This is a genomic window from Prevotella histicola (assembly GCF_055385135.1).
The window spans coordinates 572,070-596,204 of the sequence record NZ_AP043794.1 but is presented as its reverse complement, the minus strand read 5'-3'; the positions used below and the strand labels follow the sequence as shown (position 1 = coordinate 596,204).

Annotated in this window: 15 protein-coding genes; 8 read left to right on the top strand and 7 right to left on the bottom strand. The window is 45.4% G+C overall.

The window, feature by feature from the left end; genetic code table 11:
- Window positions 1–968: 968 nt before the first annotated feature.
- A complete protein-coding gene (locus ACZ48L_RS11085; RefSeq protein WP_025792562.1) occupies window positions 969–1,166 on the top strand; it encodes a hypothetical protein in 198 nt (65 codons plus the stop codon).
- A gap of 42 nt (window positions 1,167–1,208) precedes the next feature.
- A complete protein-coding gene (locus ACZ48L_RS11080; protein WP_464722049.1) occupies window positions 1,209–3,095 on the top strand; it encodes a hypothetical protein in 1,887 nt (628 codons plus the stop codon).
- Window positions 3,096–3,380: 285 nt separating this feature from the next.
- Here ACZ48L_RS11080 and ACZ48L_RS11075 read toward each other — a convergent pair whose 3' ends face one another.
- Window positions 3,381–3,575, bottom strand: a complete 195-nt coding sequence (locus ACZ48L_RS11075) for a hypothetical protein (protein WP_025792563.1) — start codon at window positions 3,573–3,575, stop codon at window positions 3,381–3,383.
- A 411-nt stretch (window positions 3,576–3,986) separates the two neighbouring features.
- Here ACZ48L_RS11075 and ACZ48L_RS11070 point away from each other — a divergent pair, with 411 nt between their 5' ends.
- The 3 genes from ACZ48L_RS11070 to ACZ48L_RS11060 all read left to right on the top strand — a co-directional run bounded on the left by ACZ48L_RS11070 (window position 3,987) and on the right by ACZ48L_RS11060 (window position 6,405).
- Window positions 3,987–4,478 carry a pyridoxamine 5'-phosphate oxidase family protein gene (locus tag ACZ48L_RS11070; RefSeq protein ID WP_025792565.1) on the top strand — a complete coding sequence of 164 codons (492 nt, stop codon included), beginning with the start codon at window positions 3,987–3,989 and terminating at the stop codon, window positions 4,476–4,478.
- A 29-nt stretch (window positions 4,479–4,507) separates the two neighbouring features.
- Window positions 4,508–5,731: a BaiN/RdsA family NAD(P)/FAD-dependent oxidoreductase gene (locus ACZ48L_RS11065; RefSeq protein WP_464722048.1), complete on the top strand. Its 1,224-nt coding sequence runs from the start codon at window positions 4,508–4,510 to the stop codon at window positions 5,729–5,731.
- A gap of 68 nt (window positions 5,732–5,799) precedes the next feature.
- Window positions 5,800–6,405, top strand: a complete 606-nt coding sequence (locus tag ACZ48L_RS11060; protein ID WP_025792566.1) for a DUF4738 domain-containing protein — start codon at window positions 5,800–5,802, stop codon at window positions 6,403–6,405.
- A 937-nt stretch (window positions 6,406–7,342) separates the two neighbouring features.
- On the opposite strand, the gene feoB is transcribed toward ACZ48L_RS11060, so the two are convergent.
- Complete coding sequence (gene feoB, locus ACZ48L_RS11055) at window positions 7,343–9,829, bottom strand: ferrous iron transport protein B (RefSeq protein WP_025792567.1); 2,487 nt, start codon at window positions 9,827–9,829, stop codon at window positions 7,343–7,345.
- A 328-nt stretch (window positions 9,830–10,157) separates the two neighbouring features.
- Between feoB and ACZ48L_RS11050 the strand changes: the two genes are divergently transcribed.
- Window positions 10,158–10,622 (top strand): MaoC family dehydratase, encoded by a 465-nt coding sequence (locus tag ACZ48L_RS11050; RefSeq protein ID WP_008823766.1) that lies wholly within the window; start codon window positions 10,158–10,160, stop codon window positions 10,620–10,622.
- A 2,000-nt stretch (window positions 10,623–12,622) separates the two neighbouring features.
- Here ACZ48L_RS11050 and ACZ48L_RS11045 read toward each other — a convergent pair.
- Genes ACZ48L_RS11045 through ACZ48L_RS11025 form a run of 5 tightly spaced genes read right to left on the bottom strand, consistent with a single transcriptional unit; the run spans window position 12,623 to window position 21,676 of the window.
- Entirely contained in the window at window positions 12,623–14,050 is a 1,428-nt protein-coding gene (locus ACZ48L_RS11045; RefSeq protein ID WP_025792569.1) for a BACON domain-containing protein, read from the bottom strand.
- Between the two features lie 11 nt (window positions 14,051–14,061).
- Complete coding sequence (locus ACZ48L_RS11040) at window positions 14,062–15,795, bottom strand: DUF4302 domain-containing protein (RefSeq protein ID WP_025792570.1); 1,734 nt, start codon at window positions 15,793–15,795, stop codon at window positions 14,062–14,064.
- Between the two features lie 17 nt (window positions 15,796–15,812).
- Complete coding sequence (locus tag ACZ48L_RS11035) at window positions 15,813–16,712, bottom strand: zinc-binding metallopeptidase (RefSeq protein WP_025792571.1); 900 nt, start codon at window positions 16,710–16,712, stop codon at window positions 15,813–15,815.
- A gap of 20 nt (window positions 16,713–16,732) precedes the next feature.
- Entirely contained in the window at window positions 16,733–18,346 is a 1,614-nt protein-coding gene (locus ACZ48L_RS11030; protein WP_464722047.1) for a RagB/SusD family nutrient uptake outer membrane protein, read from the bottom strand.
- Between the two features lie 21 nt (window positions 18,347–18,367).
- Window positions 18,368–21,676, bottom strand: a complete 3,309-nt coding sequence (locus ACZ48L_RS11025) for a SusC/RagA family TonB-linked outer membrane protein (RefSeq protein WP_464722046.1) — start codon at window positions 21,674–21,676, stop codon at window positions 18,368–18,370.
- A gap of 685 nt (window positions 21,677–22,361) precedes the next feature.
- Between ACZ48L_RS11025 and ACZ48L_RS11020 the strand changes: the two genes are divergently transcribed.
- The gene (locus tag ACZ48L_RS11020; protein WP_219447460.1) at window positions 22,362–22,721 is read left to right on the top strand and encodes a hypothetical protein; all 360 of its coding nucleotides are present in this window, start codon (window positions 22,362–22,364) and stop codon (window positions 22,719–22,721) included.
- 146 nt (window positions 22,722–22,867) lie between these two features.
- Complete coding sequence (locus tag ACZ48L_RS11015) at window positions 22,868–23,965, top strand: Mrp/NBP35 family ATP-binding protein (protein WP_008823773.1); 1,098 nt, start codon at window positions 22,868–22,870, stop codon at window positions 23,963–23,965.
- The last annotated feature ends 170 nt before the right edge of the window (window positions 23,966–24,135 follow it).

Genomic DNA, 24,135 nt, shown 5'->3' with positions numbered 1-24,135 from the left:
GCATTGCGTGCCCCAAACCACGAATTTACGAATTAACAGATAGATGAACTGTAAGCTAAAAACTACGAATTTACGAATTAACAGATAGTCGGTCTGCATGCGAGAAAGCCTATTTTTGACCTATAAACATTTGACCATTAAGAATAAACAAACACCCTTTAAGTCCAATTCTTCCTCCTTCCATCTCCCCAACTCACAGCATTCCGTATCCCGCCAGGCACATCCCCTCCCCCTGGAGGGGCTTGGGGAGGCCGTAACTCGAGGCTTAGTGAGCCACCCATATCCCACCGTATCCTCTCACATCCCCTCCTTCGGAGGGGCTTGGGGAGGCCGTTTTTTGTCAATTTCTTTCCTTCCTGCTTTCCCATCTACGCCCTTTTGCGTTGTAAAAGATGCCCTTTTGCAATGTAAAAGGGCATGTTTTGATGTGTAAAAGGGCATGTTTTGCAATGCAAAAGGGCACCTTTTACAACCCTCTTTGTAACCTATTGATTCCTTGATGGTTACAAAGGCGATTTTTAATGATTATCCTTCGTTTTGTAATCAATAAGCCCTTGCGAATTGTAAGATTATTTTATTAAATCCTGTTATCTACTGTTAACACCCGGAGAGGGCAAAAGGCGGTGGATTCCCGTCCGTGGTTTGTGATGGGGAAGGGTGCAAACCGTCTGTGAGGACACGCTCCTCTGCAAGGGCAATGGCGAGTGTTTCCTCCTTAGGCTTAAGTGATTAACATCTGCAGGGGTCGTCATATTCATGACGAACATGTGTTTTTTAGGTTCAAAACACTTTTTGATTTGCGTCAAGAAGATTATTGATTGAAATTATTTCAGATTCGATTTTTATTCGTACCTTTGCACCGCTATTTTGATAAATAGTGCTAAATTATCACAGAAAACGTATATTCTATATACATATTTACTAAGGATTCAGGATTTTAAAAGCGGAAATTAAAAAATAATTGCTCTATGACAACGAAGAAAACTTATCGTAGACCCAACACAACTGTGGTTCTTCTTGCCGCAGAAAGTTCATTGATGACAATCAGTGCTTCAACCCCAGACCCAACAGAGGGTGGTGATCCAACAGGTGGCAACAACCAGGGTACGAACCCATTCTCGGGTTTTAATGCAGCCAAAGTACAGACATGGGGTGAGCAAGAATAAGAGATTAAGAGAAAATTAACAATGAAGAAAAACCTATAACAGATGAACAAGACAAAGATTCTGCTCCTTGCCATCACCGGAATGATGGCAACGGCGTTCACAGCTTGCCAGTCGGACGATATTGACAGTGCGGCAGGTGGCGACGCAAATGCGAATGTTTATAATGTCACAGCTGATGTTGACGCTGCTCAAGACAACCAACCTGGTAGTCGTGTGCTTAGCGTTGACGCTACAAATAAGAAGGTATTGCACTCTACATGGGCTGCAGGTGACAAGCTGATTGCCTTCGTTTCAAGTGACGGAACAAGCAATACACGTACTTCTTACTGGACTATCGCAGCCGATAAGAGCGGTAAAGGTAGCACGTTTACAGGTCAGATAGCAGCCAAGGGCAATGCAAAAGTGAAAGCAACGGACGACCTTTGCTTCTTCTATCCAGCTGATGCAGTGGGGAAAAGCATTGCACCTGTTACGGAAACGGGCAAGGACGACGGTAAACCTTACCATGATGAGGTCAACCATATATCAAACCTTCTTGCGTTGAACCTGACCCGTCAGGACGGTACAGCAGAGACAATCGGCAAGTTATATGACTACCAATACAAGAAGGTTAAGCCAAAAAGCATCGTCGGTTCGAACCTGAATGTGAGTATTGGAGATATGAAACGTATCGTCTCTTTGTGGGGTTTGCGTTTCACAGATAGTAATAATAATATTCTAACCAACATCGATTCTGTTTACATCTCAAATGTAAAGGGGTCTGATGTGTTCAATCTCTCAACGGGAAGCTTCGTTACGAACAACCCAGCTGATGAGAGTATGAACATCGTTGTTACCCCTCCTACGGGTCAGAAGGTATCGTCTGCAGGTGGGAAATATACATACATTTCGCTCCTTCCAGGCACCTATACCGATGTACTCATCATGGTTTACGTGGGTAATAAATGCTATAAGAAGGAGTATGCAAGCATCACTTTCGATGAAGGAAAGGTATATCACACTGACCTTTTGAGTATGCCAGAGGTGTTACCGCAGCCTTATGTTGAGGTACAAGGCATCAAATGGGCAACAGGAAACTTCATCCATTACGGTCCAGAGACCGGTGGTTACTGGGGTATAGCACCAGCACAATGGTGGATTTCACGCCGTGCGGTGAAGCTCGGAAGCAACCGTAAACCAGCAGCAAATGGCACACTTCAGTCATCACAGTTCGAGAGTTCACCTACACAAACAACTGATGATGTAGACCTTTTCCGCTTTGGTGACATTGTTGATGCCCTCAAACTAGACAAGGGTACATACACTCCTAGGGATATTACTGTAGATAAATACTATGCTCCTAAGCTGTTTGGTATACATCAAGAAGTAGACAGAAGTAGTGCTGAGTTTGGTGACATTGTACGTTATTATACAGCGGATAAAAAACAGAAATATCGTATGCCAACCGAAGCAGACATCACTAACTTGTATAACAAAGCCAATGCTATCCCAGCTTACTGTATAACAGAACAAGGTACATTTGTATATGGTGCATACTTCACAACGGCTGGTGCTATAAGAGTACAGTCCTTCCCAACAAGGGTTAATTCGCTCTATAAGTACACCAATGTTACGGCACTTGTACGTGCAAACAAGGGTTTGTTCTTGCCTATTACGGGTAGACGTATGGACTTATCTCCTACAATGGGATATAGAGATATGACGTATAGAGCAGGTGCATATGGACAGTATATGACCTCAACCGCCAACACAGTGGCTTTGTCAAGAGACTTCCTCTTTGGTCCAACAGAATGGAAAATCTCTCCAAATGCTAAGGGTCAGGCTAAGGCTATCCGCCCTGTTTGGATATCAGGTGAGGAAGATTCAAACCACAAACCTGTACTCGACCAGGATTATAAGAACCTTCAGAACACGTTAAAGATCTGGTAAGACGATAGAATTACATCACTTTAAAATAGAAAATGGTATGCAGTCGGACTGTATACCATTTTTTATTATACTTCAGATTACGCGCTTTCAGCTCACCGCACATCAACTCTTATGTACTAAGAAGTATCTTTATAAATAACAAGAGGCGCACAACGGCAATACAAGGGGAAAGGGACGAAAACCGACTTTGTGACCTTCGGGATGTCAATAGGTCACAGATGGGGTTGTAAAAGGTGCCCTTTCGCATTGCAAAACATGCCCTTTTACATTGCAAAAGGGCGTCTTTTACAATGCAAAAGAGCATGTATTGTTTTCCTCACTACCATTTCTTTTTATATTTTCTGTCTTCTCCACCCAATGTATAGGTTGTCCCGTGCGTTTCCCAAGGTCATTATATAATAAGGTATATGCCCTCCGAAGCACGTCATCACGTGATAGAGCATTAAGGAATCTGTCATTGAAGTATGTTTTTATGTTCATTCTGTCTAAAACAAAAGGTTATTCTGTCTAATACCATCTGTCCCTCTGTCTTGCATAAAACACCGAAAATATAATATTTTTTTAGTGCGAAATGCACATGTTTATGTAATTTTAAACTTTCCTCTGTGTCGTTTTTTTTCAATTAAGATGTATTTCCTTTCTTTCTGCACACATATCTAACCATATTGCATCATATGTGCATTGATTTGAAATAAAACCGCATTTACTGATTAAATTGTGTTAAAAATATACGGTTTTGTGCATAATTGGTTGTGCGCTTATTGCTTTTTCGGATTTTATTCGTACCTTTGCATCAAGTTTTTTTAGTGGTTAATTTAGTTTTAGTATTTAAGCCTTGGGTGATGGGAATCAGTCAAGGTTTTTTCTTTTTACATGTAAATATAGACTAATATGAAGTATGTAAATGACCGGGTACGCCGTCAGGACCGTCTAATGGATGAGCAGCGGGCGTTGGAATTGTTACGTGATGGAGAGTATGGAGTACTGAGTATGGTGTCTGATGACGCCGGTTACGGTATCCCAGTGAACTTTGTTTGGGACGGAGACCATAGCGTTTACATCCATTGTGCACCTGAGGGACGCAAGCTACAAGCCATTGAGAAGAATCCAAAGGTGTCACTTTGCATCATTGGCAACGTGAACCTGTTGCCTCGTAACTTCACAACGGAGTATGAAAGTGCCATCTTCTTCGGTGAAGCACGAATCCATCTGTCGGACGAAGAGAAGATGCATGCATTGCATTTGCTCATTGATAAGCTGTCAGCCGACTTCAAAGAGATTGGTGATAAGTATGCTCATAAGAGCTTCCATCGCGTTGAAATCATCCGAATAGACTTCAATGAGTTCAGCGGAAAGCGTAAAAAAGTGCATACACCAGACTAATTCTTCTTCTCAACAATCTACTCTTTACTATGGACATAGCCATCATTGGCGGTGGTGCAGCAGGCTTCATGGCTGCCATTACTGCCCGAAAAACAAATACAAAAGCAAACGTTACGATCTTTGAAAGGGCATCAAAAGTGCTGGCAAAGGTCGAGGTGACGGGTGGCGGAAGGTGCAATGTGACGAACAGTTTTGCCGCTATCACCGATCTCAAACAAGCTTATCCACGTGGGGATAAACTGATGAAGCGACTCTTCAACGTCTTCGATTATAAGGATACTTACCGTTGGTTTGAACAGCGAGGAGTACCTTTGGTGACGCAAGAGGACGAGTGTGTCTTCCCGAAAGCGCAGGATTCACTTGCCATCATCAACTGTCTGACACGTCAGGCAGCCTCTTTGGGGGTGAAGATCAGCTGCAGAAGTCAGCTGAAAGACATCTATCACACCGCCGATGGACGCTTCGAACTGCACTTCGGGGGCGGAGAAAAACGTTACTTCGACCGTGTTATCATTGCTACTGGAGGCTCTCCCCATGCCCGCGGACTGGTTTATCTGGCACGCATGGGGCACGAAATAGAGTCGCCAGTGCCCTCTCTCTTCACGTTTACCATTAAGGATAAGGCGTTTTGTAGCCTCATGGGCACCGTCGTTGACCCCGTTGTGACGTCCATTCCAGGGACGAAGATGAAGGCAATGGGACCCTTGCTCATCACACACTGGGGCACAAGCGGTCCGGCAACACTGAAGTTATCGTCCTATGCAGCCCGCTTTCTTGCCGAAAACGACTACCGTTCGCCCCTCGCTATCAGCTGGACAGGCGACAGAAGCAGGCAGGATGTGGAGCAGGAGTTGGCAGATCTCGCACTGATAAACCCACGAAAGCAAGTCGGAACACTGCATCCCTTCGGCTTACCAGCCCGTCTCTGGCTCTATCTCATTGATAAAATAGGGGTTGATGTGACCAAACCGTGGAGCGAAATAGGGAAAAAGACTATGAACAAGTTGGTTGAAACGCTTGTCAACGACCAATACACGATTGGCGGAAAGGGTAGTTTTCGTGACGAATTTGTCACCTGTGGCGGTGTGAGTCTTAGCAATATCGATCAGAATACACTTGAAAGTAAGGTGTGCAAAGGTCTCTTCTTTGCCGGAGAAGTACTCGACATAGACGCCATAACGGGTGGTTTCAACCTCCAGGCAGCATGGACCACAGGCTACATAGCCGGTGAAAAGGCAGCCATGGAGTGTTAGTTGTGCGCCATCTTGTTGTTTAATTCGGATAAAATGCGTACTTTTGCAGGTGGAATATTAGACAAGTTATGACGAAACAACTTATTTCTTTCCTCCTCATGGGAGTCGCCCTGCTGTGTTGCAGCGCATGTAAAAAAGAGCGTAAGACAAACGATATCATCACAAAGATAGCCCCTAAGCCCAAGACTCCACGCAATCCGCAGAGTCTGTCCGACTTCAAATACGAGAAGAAGGTGCAATGGATGGGCAGCGTTTACACCATTCGTATCCGCCGTTTTGCTGATAAATCACTTGAAACAACAACTGATGAGGACGGAAGGAAGTACTATGATAATAAGGTACAGTTGCAGATTCTGCGCCAGGATGGTTCGTCTTTCTATGATAAAACATTCACAAAAGCTGACTTCAGAGCCTTTACTGACAATCAATATGGGCGTGAAGGAGCGCTCGTAGGGTTTATGTTCGACCGTGCAGAGGGCAACAAACTCTTCTTTGGAGCAAGTGTTGGTTCACCCGATCCGAACAGTGATGAGTATGTCCCCATTGATGTTACGATTGATAATCAGGGTCGTTTGCACATCACGGATGCCGTAGAACTCGACACGGGTAGTGACCAGGTGCAACCCGCAAAGCCTAAGACGGAAGACGAAATGGCTGAGGAAGAGGGGATGTAGGAGCCCAAGCACTGGAAAGAAGAAGCCTCCCCAAGCCCCTCCGAAGGAGGGGATGTGAGAGGAAACGGTGGGATATGAGTGCTCACTAAACCTCGAAATGCGGTCTCCCAAGCCTGAAGGGGGTGCCTCCCCAAGCCCCTCCAAAGGAGGGGATGTGCCTGGCGGGATACAGAATACTGGGAGTTGGGGATATAAAAGAAAAAAGAATTAAACCTCAAAGGTTAAGGTTTAATTCTCAATATTGTAGAGTTTAGAACTCGAACTAATAGCTTGAAACACACAAACTAACTATTTTTTTTCTCATAAAATCGCATCTTATATACGCGAACCGTCTACTTCTTAATGCGTAATATCTTATGCTATAGCCCGCAATTCACTATCTGTAATTCGTAAATTCGTGGTTTATAGCCTACAATTCATCTATCTGTGAATTCGTAAATTCGTAGTTTAAAGCACGCAAATTCACTATCTGCCAATTCGTAAATTCGTAGTTTTTATCTTGCAATTCCCCTATCTGTAATTCGAAAATTCGTAGTTTATAGCATACAAATTACCTCTTATCAATTCGTAAATTCGTGGTTTAGAGCAGGCAACTCGTTTACTTGTTAACCTTAAAACCAGTTCTTTAAAACCTTCAAACACCGTTTTATGTCTCCTCAAACACAACGGGGAATCTCGCTAATTGTTCTCCCTCTCCCTTCGGAGAGGGCTGGGGAGAGGCTGCTTTACCTCACTCCATCCTCCTCAAATACACCGGGGAATCTCGCTAATTGTCCTCCCTCTCCCTTCGGAGAGGGCCGGGGAGAGGCTTTTTTTCCTCATTTCGTCCTCTTTAAACACACCGGGGTATCCCACTAATTACTCCCCTCTTCCTTCGGAGAGGGGGCGGGGGAGAGGCTGTGTCGGGTGTGTTTCAGGCTGTTTTTTCCACTCTCTCTTACCCTATGAACAGCATTCCGACTTGGAAAACGATGGCACTGACGACCCAAGCGAGGAGCGTTGTATAGCCAGCAGCAAACAAAGCCCAACCCCAACTGCCCGTTTCGCCCTTGATGGCAGCGATGGTGGCGATGCAAGGGAAGTAGAGAAGGACGAAGAGAAGGAAGCAGAATGCCGTCAGAGTGGCTATCGGTTCTGCCTCATTATAGCTGACACCGTGGAGGTTAGCCACGTCCTGTGTGATTTGTTTGTGTAGCTTTACATACTTTCCACCCTCACTACTAAAGCTGTTATCATCCTTGAAACTGTCGTCATTAGAGTAGAGAACACCCATCGTTGAAGCCACAATCTCCTTCGCACCAACGCCTGCAAGCAGTCCAACATCCAGCTTCCAGTTGAATCCTTGTGGGCGGAAGACGGGTTCAACAGCATGTCCGATTTGTCCGATGAAGCTGTGTTCCTGTCGTTCCTGCTGCCCCATGTCGGGCTTATCAGGCAATGGGAAGTAGCCCAAGGCCCACACAATGATGGATGCAACGAGGATGATTCCTCCCATTTTCTTCAGATATTGTTTTCCTTTCTCCCATGTATGACGCCCTATAGCCTTCCATGTTGGGAAGCGATACGGCGGCAACTCCATGACAAACGGGGTGTCCTCACCTTTCACAAGGAAGCGGGAGAAGACCCTACTCATGATGACCGACATCAGAATACCAATGACATAGAGTGACAACATAGCAAGGGAACGATACTTCAAGGCGAAGAATGAGCCTGTAATCATCACGTAGATAGGTAGTCGGGCAGAGCAACTCATCAGTGGAAGGATGAGCATTGTCACCAGTCTGCTGCGTCTGCTCTCTATCGTTCGGGTAGCCATTACGGCAGGAACGTTGCACCCGAAGCCCATGATCAGTGGGATAAACGACTTCCCATGCAGCCCCATCTTGTGCATCAACTTATCCATGATGAAGGCAGCACGCGCCATATAACCACTGTCTTCCATGTAAGAGATGAAGAAATAGAGGATGAGAATCTGTGGAAGGAAGACGATAACGGCTCCCACACCACCAATGATTCCGTCGACAAGCATGTCTTTCACAGGACCATTGGGCATGTTTGAGCTGATGAAGTCGCCCAACCACGATACTCCACCATCAATCCAATCCATCGGATACTGCCCTATGACGAACGTTGCCGTGAACATAATGAAGAGGATAAGGAAGAAGATTGGGAAGCCAAAGTACTTGTTTGTGAGTATTTGGTCTATAAAATGCGTTGTCTGATAGGTATCTTTCTTCTGTCCAGTACTGTAGTCTGCCTCCTCAAGGACACCATGTATGAATCCGTATTTCGCATCCATGATAGCCGTTTCGCTCTCATTTCCAGTCTCTTCCTTCACCCTTTGTGCGGCGATGTCCCGGTGTTTGAAGATCTCATCCGAGTCTTTGAGGGGCTTGATGAGTTCCTCTACGTCCTTATCATGCTCCAGAAGTTTGATGGCAAGATAACGTGTTGAGTAGCGTTGGCAGATGTCGGGATATGCACGCAGGTGTTCCTGAATGTTCTTTATACCCCCTTCCAGCTCATGACCGTGGTTGATATGGATGTGACGGAACTGTGATGTCTCGTCTTCTTTGCCCTCATAAACGGCGATAACCTGGCGGAAAAGCTCTTTGACACCACGTCCATTGGTGAACACAGTGGGCACCATTGGCACTCCAAAGAGCTCCGAAATCTTCTGATAATCAATGTTATCGCCACGCTGTTCGGTCTCATCGAACATGTTTAGAGCACAAACCATGCGCACATGCATGTCTATCAGCTGTGTCGTAAGGTAGAGATTACGCTCCAGATTGGATGCATCAATGACGTTGATGACCACGTCTGGCGTCTTCTCCACAAGCTGTTTGCGCACGTAGAGTTCCTCCGGACTATAGGCAGAGAGGCTGTATGTGCCAGGAAGGTCAACGAGATGGAACTCGTAACCCTCGTAGTTGGCGCGTCCTACCTTGGCATCTACCGTCACACCCGAGTAGTTCCCGACACGCTCATGTGCACCGGAAGCAAAGTTGAAGAGCGACGTCTTGCCACAGTTTGGATTACCAACGAGTGCCACATTGATGACTTTGCTCTTGCTATTGGCGGCATCGGTGAGTTCAGAAGGCGTCAGTGCGTGGTCCGATTCATCAGGGATATTATTGGAGAGGGCACCCTGCTGCGGTTCATTATCAGCCTTAGCCTGTTCCAACTGGCGTGCCTCTTCAGCGCTAACAACCTCGATCTGGTCGGCTTCACTGTGTCTCAGGCTCACCTCGTAGCCCATGATTTTATATTTAACAGGGTCACGCAACGGTGCATTCAGCAGTACTTCAACCTGCTTTCCCTGTATGAATCCCATTTCAATGATTCGTTTTCGGAAGCCTCCATGACCCAAAACCTTCACAATAACACCTGTCTCTCCTGTCTTTAAATCTGATAGTTTCATGTTGATTCTCCTCTTTCATAACCTCTTTTTTCTACTTTCTGGGTTATGATTTCTTCGTTCGCTATGTTTTATTCTGCCGTCTGTGGGCACATGATGCATCGGCTTTCCGCATGCAACAGAGCCTCACAGAGGATTAGCAAAAGTACTGAAAAAAGTTGATATGTGAGCCGCTTGCGTGAAAAATACCTATATATAGGTAGGGAAAACACCGTCTACAACTTAAGGAAAACACCTGTACCGTGCCTTTCGTCATCCCCCCTCTCCATGGTAACAGTTTGGTAATCTGTAATCTTTTTATTAATTTTGCAGACACACAACATTTACAATTATGGCAAAATTAACAGTAAACAGTTACGAGGAACTGGCTGCCCGACTGGGCGAAAAGATTGGTGAAAGCGAGTGGTTGCTCGTTGATCAGGAGAGAATTAACCTCTTTGCAGATGCTACACTCGACCATCAGTGGATTCATGTTGAGCCCGAACGCGCGAAAGTGGAGAGCCCTTACAAGAGTACTATCGCCCATGGATACCTCACTTTGTCGCTTCTTCCACACATGTGGCAGGAGATTATTGAGGTGAATAACCTCAAAATGATGGTTAATTATGGTATGGATAAGATGCGCTTCGGCCGTCCTGTCCTTGTAAACTCACGCATTCGCCTCGTTGCTTCACTCGATTCTATCGAGAATCTGCGTGGTATCTGTAAGGCAGGTATCAAGTTCCAGATTGAAATAGAGGGTGAACGCAAACCCGCTTTGGAAGGTATCGCCACCTTCTTGTATTACTTTGAGTAAAAAAAGAGAGCCAAGCTCCGAAAAGAAGGAGCCCAAGTACTGAGAAGAAGGAGCCTCCCCAAGCCCCTCCGAAAGGAGGGGATGTGAGAGGATACGGTGGGATATGGGTGGCTGAATAGCCTCGAGAGGGTGCCTTCCCAAGCTTGAAGAGTTGCCTCCCCAAGCCCCTCCGAAGGAGGGGATGTGCCTGGCGGAATACGGATTGCTGGGGGGTGGAGAGATAAAAGATAGAAGAATTAAACCTCAAACTGCGAGGTTTAATTCTCAATATTGTAGAGTTTAGAACTCAAACTAATAGCTTGAAACACACAAACTACCTGTTTTTTACTCATAAAATCGCATCTCATACACGCGAACCATCCACTTGTTAACTCGTAATCGTTTATTCTATTGCACGCAAATCAGCTACTTTTTAATTCGTAAACTCGTAGTTATCGCATGCTATTCACCTACTTTTTAATTCGTAAATTCGTAGTTTTTAGTACGCAATCCACTATCTCTCAATTCGTAAATTCGTAGTTTTTAGCTTGCAATCCACTATCTCTCAATTCGTAAATTCGTAGTTTATAGCCTGCAATTCACTATCTCTCAATTCGTAAATTCGTGGTTTTGAGCATGCAACTTATTTACTTTTCAACTTAAAAAACAATCTATAAGAACCCTCAAACACCGTTTTATATATCCTAAATTACACCGGGGAATCTCGCTAATTATCCTCCCTCTCCCTTCGGAGAGGGCTGGGGAGAGGCTGTTCGGGCTTCTGTTCAGGCTGCTTTTTCCCCATTCCGTCCTCTCAAATACAACGGGGAATCTCGCTAATTGTTCTCCCTCTCCCTTCGGAGAGGGTTGGGGAGAGGCTGTATCGGGTGTGTTACAGGCTTCTGTCGAGCTTCTGTTCAGGCTTTCTGAAATACCCTTACAAATTATACGTCACTATTGTTCGCAAATCAGCTCATTATCATTAAAAACCGTCTTTGTAACCTATAGAGAATCAGTTAGTTACAAAGAGGCTGCTAAAAGGTGCCCTTTTGCATTGCAAAACATGCCCTTTTACACATCAAAAGACGCCCTTTTACATTGCAAAAGGGCATCTTTTACAACGCAAAAGGGCGTAGATGGGAAAAGGAAAGGGAAAGAAATTGACAAAAGAAGAGCGGAACTCAGAAAAGAGAAGGAGCCTCCCCAAGCCCCTCCGAAAGGAGGGGATGTGAGAGGATACGGTGGGATATGGGTGCTCACTAAGCCCCGAGAGTGACCTCGTTAAGCCGCTTTGGAAGGAGGGGATGTACTGAAAAAGGGTGAGGTTGTTAGTCTATTAACCGCCTCCCCAAGCTCTTCGGAAGGAGGGGATGTGCCTGGCGGGATACAGAATGCTGGGTATTGGGGAGATAAAAGGGGGAGAAATTAAAGCTAAAAGTTCATGGGTTAATTCTCAAGGTCTAAAGTTTTTGAGGTCAAAATATGCTTTGTCGCACACAGACCACCTATCTGTTAATTCGTAAATTCGTGGTTTTTAGGTTGCAAATAACCTTTTGTTAATTCGTAAATTCGTAGTTTAGAGCACGTAACTCGTTTACTTTTTAACCCCAAAACCACTCCACAAAAATCTTCAAACACCGTTTTATGCACTCTCAAATACATAGGGGAATCTCACTAATTATCCTCCCTCTCCCTTCGGAGAGGGACGGGGAGAGGCTGCTTTTTCCTCATTCCGTCCTCTCAAATACATCGGGGAATCTCGCTAATTGTTCTCCCTCTCCCTTCGGAGAGGGCCGGGGAGAGGCTCCTTTTTACCCCCCTCTCCCTTCGGAGAGGGTTGGGGAGAGGCTGTATCGGGTATGTTTCAGGCTACTTTTCTTTGGACAATCGGGGAAGGAAGCGTGCATATCGCACCACTCTCTCCGCCCATAAACGAAAAAGGAGGCCGCGCATCGCTGCGAGACCTCCACCGAAATCTAGTATCTAACTATTATAAAATAGTTATTTCAAAAGTGGGGTTTCTATCTTTTCAAACGTTGAGCCTTAGCCGCCAGAGCCTTTGCCTGCAGCAAAGAGAACGATGCTGTGCGAGCGCGGAAAGCCTGAACAGCCTTGGCATTGTTCACCATATCATTGATACTTAAGAGCATTGGACTTGCTAACAACGCCACCTGACTCTTCATCTTGCTTGCTCCCGAGCCTACAACATAGGCATCTATACCCATCATGTTGGCTTCGAAGCCTGCAATAGGAGTGTAACCGATGTCCTTCAGGACCTGTAATGACTTAGCATAGGCGAGGTTCTGCGCTCCACCATCCTCAAATGTACCGATTGTCATACCCTTCGTTAAATCGTAATCCATGTTGATGAGCATCGTCAGCTTACTGTTTGCAGCAGCTAAGTAGACCTGTGGGATATACGTCTTCAATATCTCCTGGTATTGAGCCTCAGTCAGTTTGCCCTTGCTGACAGCCTCTTTCAGCTTGTCACTCCATAGCCCCATGTAGTTATAGATATTACTATCCCAGATGGTGGTACGGCTTTCTAACGTCTTACCAGCATCGTCGCCCGTCGTGATAGCACTCTGATTGACAACAGCACCAGCAGAGACAACGAAGGTAAAGGTCTCTGGACGATAAGCCAAAGTCAAGTTTTTGAGAATGTGTTCCTCCTCTGGATCTTCGCAAACGAACTTTGGATACTCGTTAGCACCAGCATTCTCTATCTTGATATGACCATGTATCTCCCTTACTAACTGGCTAAGATCGGTCACACTGGCATTCATCTTCAACAGGTCGTAAGCCACGATTGCTATTGGCATCCTGGTAAAATCCTTCAGCACAGCTTGCATAACAAACACAGTATCAACGCGTCCCTGATTCTTAATGTACAGACTCAGCTTGCGCAGTTGGTTTGTTTCGTTAGGCTTAACCTTCACGATGAAGGCGCTATCCTTCCGTTCAACACTCTCCAAAGCAGCCGTGTCAGGACTCTCTAAGACAGGGTCTGCACCGAGAGAAGTGAAAGGCAACGTAATGGTTTGTGCATCATCAGAAGCAAAACGGAAGACCTTCTGACCCTTATAACTGAACTCTGCACCAGCCTGAAGGATGGACAGATGGACGAAATCAGTACCATTCTTGATGGTCAGGATAGCACTGCGGGAGTCGAGACGAGGGTTGTGAGAGACGCTGACAACGACAGAGTCGCCACGCACTTCAGCCTTTGCCCATGCACTTCCATCCTCATCAACGCTCACCGTAGAGCCTGCAGGCGCCGTAAACTTCACACCGCCCGTCTGTGCCAGAGGGGAGAAAGTGAGGTTAGAAGCAATAACCTTGATAGTATTCTCCTGCAGATAGCTGTTTCCTGCATCGTCGTTGTCGCTGCAGGCAACAAGGCCCACAGCAACAACTAATATTAAACAAATACTAAATATCTTCTTCATAAAGCATTAACTTATTTGATTCTGAACTGTTTATTCGCCTGTGGTGCCAGGTGAAGGTTACTGTTGTAACGTGTGATCTGGTTAGGAACATAAGCCGGAAGGGTAAGAGAAGTGCTCTCATTGTTGCCCTCCTCCAGGATAGAAGGTTTGGCAGAAGAAGAAGGATTCTTCACCAAAGTGACATTCAACCACTGGTCGAACCAGCCATCTAAGTTGTCTTTACCAAACGGTTCAGAGGTGTATGCATTCAGAACGATACGCTCAATACTGTATTGAGAGGCCTCAAGATTGCCTTCTTTGTCGGCAAACAACAGTGGACCACCAGTGAGTGCAGTGCTAATCTTACCGTCATCACCGATATTGAAGCTGATCAGGTTGTAAGCATTTGTGCTGTATCCCGTACCATTCTTCGCATTGATATTGAATGTATTTCCGATGAAGTAAGTAGCATTCGAATATTCAATCTTAGTCACACGTTGGCCAGACTGCATCAAGAAGGCATTGATTGACTGTATATAAATAAGTGGGAAGCGGTAGTTAACACCGTTGACACCCTCTACCAAGAGGTAGAAATGTCTCTCGCCACCACGTGTAGTGTAACGGATAACACCGTTGAACGTACCGTTAGCAAAGCCATTCTTGTCGAAGTTATAGTAGGTCAGTGATACCTGATAGTTGCCCAACAGAGCAGGAAGATCGTACTGGGTGATCTGTATCTTCTTCTCAACATAACCATTCGAGAGTGTCACCCATCCGCCACGTGCATTCACTGCGACAGGGTTAGCATCAACCTTTATCGTCAGTTGGTTGCCGTCTTTAGAGAGATGTACCCATGAAGCATCACAAGAGATGTCAACCTTATTGAGGAAAGGAATGGTCTTTGTGATGGTCTTCTCACCATTTGTGAAGCTCAATCGACCGATGAGCTTGGCAATAATGTCAAGGTTTACGGCTGTCTTAGTTACTTCTGCACCCTCTACTTTGACGGCAGAATTGTCCTTATCAAGGATAAACTCCTGTACAGGAACACCATTGAGCGATACTGGTTCATAGAGTCTTAAACCCTTATCAGTAAAGAGATAAGCCACCGTTTTCACCAATGTGCTGCCGTCATAGACAGCCATCTGACGGTTTGATGGGTCGGTAATGACGAAGTGATAAGGCTTGCCACCAACGCTCAACTCAATGTCAGAGAAGATGAACAAGCTGCTAATCTCAGTCACCTTATCCATATATTCAGCAGGATCCTCGGTCAACTTACGAAGATACATCGTGTTGAGCGACTTCTTACCATGGACTTTGATGACGCCTTTGCCGATACTGTCGATGACAAACTCAAAGTCACCTTGCTGTCCTTGATACTCTCCAACAGCCGGGGTGGCGTACAAATGCATAAAAGCATTGTATGTATCGAAGGACAAAACGGGTCCGTCGTCACTCTTCATCTTGTACAATGAGGTGATAGCACCATCGTCTGGCTTCTTCTCATAACGCACGGAAGCATCATTCTTTGTGAACTTCACCGTGTAAGCGATACCACCATAAGCCCGGTTTTCCTCTGGATAATAGTCGAAAGCCCACCCATATGGAGCGTTGACCAATGAGTCCTGTGCCTGCTGAAGGAAGTCTTCCATACGAGCAGAGTAGGACTTGTCAAAGACATCCTCCTGATCTTTCAGACATGATTGCAGGAAGAGTGCCGGCAGGGCAAGCATAAGACATATAAATATTCTGTTTGCTTTCATAATTGATTCATTCTAAATTAATTAAGACTTCGTAGGTCATAAGCCCCGTTGACAACATCATTCTCACGCTCAATGACTGCATCGCGAACCTTATCAAGGTCGATACCAAAGTTCTCCTTATAGTATAACTTGCAGATGGCGAGCTTCTTCTCAATGGCTTCACGGCCCGACTTGTCTGTCCCTTCAGCCTCTTTCATCATTGCTTCCCACTTCTCTGGAGTTGAAACAATGTAGGTACTGACCATCTCAGCAAAGTCTTCACGTGCCTCTTTCTGTGCGTAATTCGTGATGAAACCACGTGGCAGATAGCCGTCTTTACGCTCGTCTGATGACCAAGCATCGTTCACATAGCCGTTCGGAGTAATCTTATCAAACTCACGAGGATAGTCTTTCGTCTGGTTAAGGATGTGTACAAACTCGTGATGAATGGTCTTCAAAAAATACTCATCCAGTCCTGCACGGCTCTTTTTGAGCTCATCAACATAGTTAACACCCAAGAGACGGATCTTCTTTCCACCTTCAGCGGTACCCAATTTCTTGGAGCCGTTGTTTGAATACTCGAACTCTCCGAGGAAACTAAACAGCTTTGGGAAGTACTTACGGGTGAAGTCTATACCCGCAACTTTGGTATAAGCCTCAACACAAGTGTACTTTATGATACGTGCAAGTTCGACAGACTGTGCCGAATCGGCTGGCACATCATAGTATGCCATGTCTGATTCGTTGTCTTCATAACGCCACTGTATCTGAATATTGTACGGCATAACAAAGTTGCGATGCAACCAATTATCGAAAGGAGTCTGTGCTGTTGCTGGGTTCTTTATAACGCTTTCGCCTGACAATTCATCTTCAGAGCAAGCGGTAAAGGCCACGGCAACTACAGCCAATAACGATAAAACGAATATATTTTTTCTCATTCTTTTGTCCTCCTCATTAATTAATTGTTACGTGGATTCAATGCTACTCCCGCTTCATGTGCACTCTGAGGAATCTGAACGGCCTGTCGTGGGTCGTCCTTTTTCAGCCAATCGAGGTTCTTGGATGGCTTTCCATCAGAACCAATCAGACGACGAGGAATCTCAATATTGTAACGTTTGATGTCAAACCAACGCAACCCTTGATGCAGTGTTTCCACACGACGGAGGTTGAGAACACACTGAAGTAGTGCCTCCTGTACCGATCCTTCCTTGTCGATAGTGAACCTTGGATGCAAGTGTTTCTTCATACTTGGCACTAACTTATCCGTATCATCATAGGCGTAACGTACTCCTTCAAAGAATGTCTTTACGCTGGTTGGCGTCAAAGTCTTGGTCGTATTGAAGTAATTCTTCATCCAAATGGTCATGTCAGCACATGCTGCATCATTCTGACCGAGCATGATTTCAGCCTCAGCACGGTTCAAAAGCGCCTCTCCCATAGAGAAACTGACGTTCAAAGCACGACGATAACCCGTTCCTGCTGCCTGGTTCGTGACTTCAAACTCAAGTGGAAGACACATCTTAAGAGCGAAGTTTGCCTCGCCTTGGTTGACTGTAAACGGTCTCCAGATGATGGTATTGGTACCTCCCCATATGTTATCACTCTTTATACACTCCGTCTCTGAGAGATAGTTCGTGTGGGAATAACGCTTATAGTAGACCCATGGACCCAGTGCAAAGCCTGCATTGCTGATGCTTGTCTGGATAAGAAGGTTACAATCTAAGCTCGCATTACAATATGCTTCAGCAATCTTCACAGCCTGATCTGACGTACTGAGCGGTATTGCCTGCAGTGCACGATAGTCGCGAAGGTAAGCTCCTGGGTTGCTACCAAGCAACTTATCTGCATATTCCTTAGCCTTATCCCACTTCTCATAATACAGGTAGAAGCGTGTAGCAAAGGCATATGCCGCCTTCTTATTGAAGTGATATTTAGGCACTTTATAGTTATCATTGATCAAAGGGATACCCGCTTCGATGTCTTTCGCTATCATTTCATAGACCGAAGCAACTGTCCCACGGTTGGTCTGAGTCTGTATCTCAGTCAGACTCTCCGGACTTGTACTATAATAAATACCCATGTCCTTATCGCTGGTCTTGCTATTGTAAGCCATAGAGAACTCATTTACCAACAGGAAACTGTTGTAAGCACGCAGCAACAATGCCTCGCCCTTCGTGTTCTGAAGCTCCTCTGTCTTAGCTCCACCCAGCTCTTCAATAGATGCCAAAGCCTGGTTAGCCTGTTCAATACAGTTGTAATGCCTTGACCATATATGGTCTGGAGAGTCATTACCATTGATCTTATCCTCCTGCCAGAAGAACATCTGATCCCCCTCACGGTCGCCCAGACTGTTACGAGGTCCCATATAATCCATGTTATCCGACATGAGTTCGTTTATCAACACATTAGATGTTTGAGGATAAGCCGTAACAAGCAGTCCTGCGATCTTGCTTGGTTCGTCCATCGTGGTACGGTTATCTGGCATCGTATCCAGGAAGTCGGAGCAGGAAACCAGCATGGCTACGGATGCAGCCAGTAGTGTACCTTTATATATAATATTATTGATTTTCATGTTAAATATCATTTATGCGTATTAAAGACCTAATCTCAAAGTCAGTGTAAACTGCTTTGGTGTTGGTGCAGCTACACCACCTGTATTGAAGAACTCTGGGTCCTGACCATTCAGTTTCTTATCTGCATAGAACAGGAAGAGGTTCGTTGCCTGCAGCTTCAGTGACATACTGTTCACTCCGATGTAGTTGATCAGTGAAGCAGGGAAGCTATATCCAAGTGAAATCTCCTTCATTCTGATGAAGTCACCCTTAGCAATACGCGCATCAGAATAGTTATAACAGTTATAAGCAATTCTCAGATCAGGGTCGTTCTGACGCTGTCTGCGACTGGCAATGACAGGTACATTCGTCTTAAATTCATCTCCTGCGTGTACGAAACGGTTACGGAATTCCTTTGGTAAGGCATCCATATCATCATAACGAGAGCTGAAGACAGGATCGAGACGCACCTTATTGCCGAAGCTATAGGTGATAAAGACGTTCAGATCCCAGTTCTTATAACGGAACACGTTACCAAGAGATCCTGTTGTCGTTGGGTCAGCTGGACCTTCATACTTTAGGAATCTCACCTTGTCTGGGTCACGTTCCTGGAGATAGATACCCGATGTTGTGAGGTTTCCATTCTCATCATAGAACTGTGGCAAGCCCTCATGACTGAGTCCTGCAAACGGTATACTAAAGATGGAATTGGCAGGATAACCCACGAGACTGTAGCCTTCTCCCTGCACAAGGTCTAAGATACGAGCATGTGAGAAGAGGTCTGTAATCTCATTATGTGTCCATGAGAAGATGAAGTTTGTTTCCCAAGAGAAGTCTTTCTGTTTGATGTTTTGCGTAGTAAGAGATACCTCGACACCGTTCGACTTCATTGATGCAACGTTGGCAAGGTTATAAGATCCTAAGATTGGACTGTTCACATAACCGATCAAATCACTGTTCCGACGCCAGTAGAAGTCCGTTATCAGGTTGATACGGTTGCTAAGGAATCCAAGCTCGAAGCCGATATTGAACTCATTTTTCTTCTCATAAGTAAGTTGCTTGTTACCCACTGTCTCATTGTAACCAGTCTCCTGGATAGAGGTGAATGGGCGCCAAGGCACCAATGCTCTAAAGATAGGTAACGAGTTGGTTACCGGTGGACGGTCACCCGTAAGAGAGTAGCTCACACGGAAAGTAGCGTGTGTCAAGGCTGTCTTGAACACCTTACTGAACCAATCTTCCTCATGTGCGTTCCATGCACCAGACACGTTATAGGTTGGCAACCAGCGTGCTGAAGTAGCCTTACCCAGATAGTTTGTACCCTCATAGCGGAAGGTTCCAGTCATCTGATAGCGTCCTTTATAAGAATATGTACCTGTACCGAAGTATGCTATACTACGGATGTGACGGTTGGAGAGGTCGAAGTAATCCGTACCTTGCTCTTGCCATTTCTTGAAAGCACGGTAATCAAAGGATGCCACCTCACCATTATAATACTGAATACCAGCACCACGGAACCATGTTTGCTTACGGTCTACACTGTTCGACTCCACACCTGCGTACAGGTTTATGATGTGTGTATCATTGATAACATCATTGTATGCAGCAGAGAGACGTGTGTCCCAACCATAGAAACTGTTCTCTGTCTTATCCAGGAAACCACCTACAGGGAGGACAGAAACTGGCAGAGAATAGATGTCATCTGGGTCTTTATAGAGGTAAGAGTTGTTATCACGGATGGTTGTTGTTGCCATAGCGCGGTAAGCCAGCGCCTGGTTTGAACGCTCTGTGATGCGGTGTTCCATAGAAGAAACGGCACTCTTGACAGCTGCCAGAGCAGTCAGTTTCACCTTAGGAATAGGCTTATAGTCAATACTTCCCTGTATACGGAAGTCATGAACATTAAGGTCCATGTAGTTATTCTGCAACTCGTTGAAGATATTGAACGGTGCATAGTTACGTGTATAGTACTCGTTAGGGTCGAGCGTACGTGACGTATTCAACGAATAAGAGTACGGGTTGATGTCGAAAGCACGGCTCACCGTACCCGTTACTGGGTCAAGATTCTGGCTCAATGAGCCTGGTGCGCGCTGCTTACGATAGGAAGCATTGGCAATAAGGTTCACTCCTACCCGCTTATTGATGTTATAAGTGGTGTTAAGGTTACCTGTATAACGCTGTACCCGACTTGCTTTATACCATCCTGGGTCCATCATTGCAGAGAGAGAAGCATAGTACTGACCCTTGTCCGTACCACCAGATGCGCTCACAGAGTGGTTGTGCATGATGGCTGTAGAGAACAACTGATCAAACCAATTGGTGTTACGATACTCTGCAGCACGCAGGTATGCGTTGCGCGCCTCTATCGTATTCTCCAGTCCGAACTGACCTGTCACAGGGTTATACTGTGATATCAGCTGATACATCTTACCATAAACACCACTCGTTGCAGCGTTGGCAATCTCAGCATAGTTAAGGTATCCCTTCTGCTGCAGCTCCTGATAGACACCCATCTGGTCCTGAGAATTCATGATATTGAAGTTCTTATAGCTTGGTTTCAGGCGTAGCGTGTATTCACCTGTATAGCTTAAATGGCTCTGACCAGACTTACCTTTCTTTGTTGTAACAACGATCACACCTGCCATAGCACGTGCACCATAGATGGAAGTTGCCGATCCGTCCTTCAGAATCTGGAAGCTTTCGATATCGTCAGCATTCAGTCCTGCGATGGCAGAGGATATCAATGTCTTGGCATCACCTGATGATAAGGCACTGGCATCAACGTCTGTGATGTCCTCCATGATGACTCCATCAACAACCCACAACGGCTTTGAAGAGCCGAAGATAGACGTTGCACCACGCACACGGATCTTTGGTGCCGTACCAAAGGTACCCGAAACGTTCTGCACACTCACACCGGCAGCGCGTCCTTCAAGCGAACGACTGACGTCAGCCATACCATCAATCTTAGCCTTTGAGGCGTCAATCTTCGTGGCAGCACCAGAGAAGAGACGCTTGTCTTGCTGTGTCATACCCGTCACAACCACCTCTTGCAGAGAGTGGTTATCGGTAGCAAGAGTTACTTTCATCCCATCTTTCGGTGTCAATGTCTGTGTCACCATACCGATGTAGCTGACTACGAGTTTCTTACCAGCAGGGACATCAAGTGAGAATTTACCGTCAATATCGGTAACAGTACCTGTCTGTGTTCCTTGAACCATGACAGATGCACCAATAACGGCCTCACCATCGCCCTGAGAAACTACGGTACCTGTAATCTTTGTTTGCCCGAAAGCCGTCCCAATAGACAACAATAGTCCAAACAAAAAGAGAGTAAATCTTTTCTCCATAGATCTCAATAATTTAACATTTTTGGTTTATTGTGTTCAATTTCTTCAACTTGTATTAGGAGGATTTCCATGTGATAATAGCTTCTTAAGCTGCCACCAGTATAGAGATTCACCTTATTATATATAGAGAGAGTTTAACTAGTTCACGTCAAGATCATGTGTTTCCTTCAATTTCACGATATTTTTGCTTGATTAGTATATCATAATACCATCGATTGCAAATTTAGGAATTATTGATAATAAACGCAAACTTTTCATATAGAAAATTACATAATCGTTGCAAAAAGGTGGTCTTCTCTTTTATTTCATAGATGAAAATGCTGTTTTCATGAAAGGTTATGCATAAATTAAGAATAAAATATTGACATTAATATCGTAACTTTTCCTGCCCCACTCGCTTCTCTTTCCCGACGTGAAAAGGAAACCTTGACAGGATGAAAAGACTGCGTTTAGGTACATTATTTGCAGAATTAGAATATTATTGCTACCTTTGAAAGGGAAAAAATAAAAGGGTAAAAGGATAAAAAGCAAAGGGTTAGCGGTTGGGACGATGTCCTTTAGCAAGCTACCCGACTACTTAATAAACCCGTAAAATGGGCAAATAAGCAAGCTGCATGGCTACTTATTAACCCGAAAAAATGGCAAATAGGCAAGCAACTCGTCAATAATTACACATCCATCAACAATGGGAAGAAATAAATTCGCACAAAACGAGATAAAGGAAATAGCAAAACTCCTGCGACTGAAGAACGCCGGAAACCGCGCTAAACAAAAGCTGGTAAGGCATGATCTGCGCACGATATACGAGTTTAATATCTCTGACTTCAACGAACCGGGTAAGGCTTTCGGTGAAGAGGAACTGCAACTGGCAATACAGCGGGGGGCTATACAGATTCTGGATGACGCCACCATCGCTGACATGAAGGCGAAAAGGGCACGTGACAAGGCACACGACGAGGCTGAAAGGGAGCAGAAAGCCATTGCTGAAGGGGAGATGACCGACTGGAAAAAGGCGATGGAGGAGTGGGAAAACTACGGAAAATAAGCACCTACGCCCCCACCCTTTCTTGCAGAAAAGAAACCAGAGAAGGGTTATTTAAATCGGTTATTACCCATCAGAATCGTGACTTCCGAACAACAAAACAGAACATATAATTAGGTAAAAAAACAAACAAGATAAATACAAAACTTATGACATTATATCCGAAACTGATAACAGATGCACTGGAAAAGGTGATCTATCCGGGCACAAAGAAGAGTATCATTGAGAGTGAGATGCTTGCTGACACACCGAGCATCAACGGTAATAAGGTGAGCTTCACACTCATCTTCCCACGCGAAACAGACCCTTTTCTTAAGTCGACCATCAAGGCGGCAGAAGCACAGATACACTATTCTGTGGGTAAAGAGGTGGAAGTGACGATTGAAACGGAGTTCAAAAGCGCACCAAGACCAGAGGTTGGGAAGCTCCTTCCACAAGTAAAAAACATCATCGCAGTGAGCTCTGGCAAGGGAGGAGTGGGCAAAAGCACCGTCTCTGCCAACCTTGCTATCGCCCTGGCAAAGCTCGGTTACAAGGTAGGACTACTGGATACGGATATCTTCGGACCCAGTATGCCGAAGATGTTTGGCGTTGAGGATGTGCGCCCCTACGGTGTTGAGAAGGACGGACGACAGCTTATCGAGCCTGTAGAGAAGTATGGCGTGAAGCTTTTGTCCATCGGTTTCTTCGTAAACCCCGACACTGCGACACTCTGGAGGGGTGGTATGGCGACGTCAGCACTGAAACAACTCATCGCAGATGCCGACTGGGGAGAACTTGATTACTTCATTCTCGACACGCCACCGGGGACAAGTGATATCCACCTGACGCTCATGCAGACGCTTGCCATCACGGGAGCAGTGATCGTTTCGACACCACAGAACGTGGCATTGGCTGATGCCCGCAAGGGTATCGACATGTATCGGAATGACAAAGTGAACATCCCTATCCTCGGATTGGTGGAGAATATGGCGTGGTTCACACCTGCCGAACTACCTGAAAACAAGTATTATATCTTCGGAAAGGACGGTTGTAAGAACCTTGCAAAGGAACTGGAATGCCCACTGCTGGCACAGATCCCAATCGTACAGAGCATCTGTGAGAACGGTGACAAGGGTACGCCGGCTGCCACAAAGCCCGACACAATGACCGGCCAGGCGTTCCTCTCGTTGGCACAGGCTGTCGTTACCGTTGTCAATCGACGCAATAAAGAGCAGGCACCTACAAAGATTGTGAGGACGGAATAGGCAGGAAACGGACTGGGGAAAATGAGAAAGCAAAATGGTAAAAGAATAAAAATCAAGAAAAAAAGGACTGATTTTCAAGGATAAAAGATAGTTCATTAAGATATAGAAGCAAGTAAACAATTCGTTTACTTGCTTTTTTTGCATATAAAGAAAGTGCAAATTACAACTCA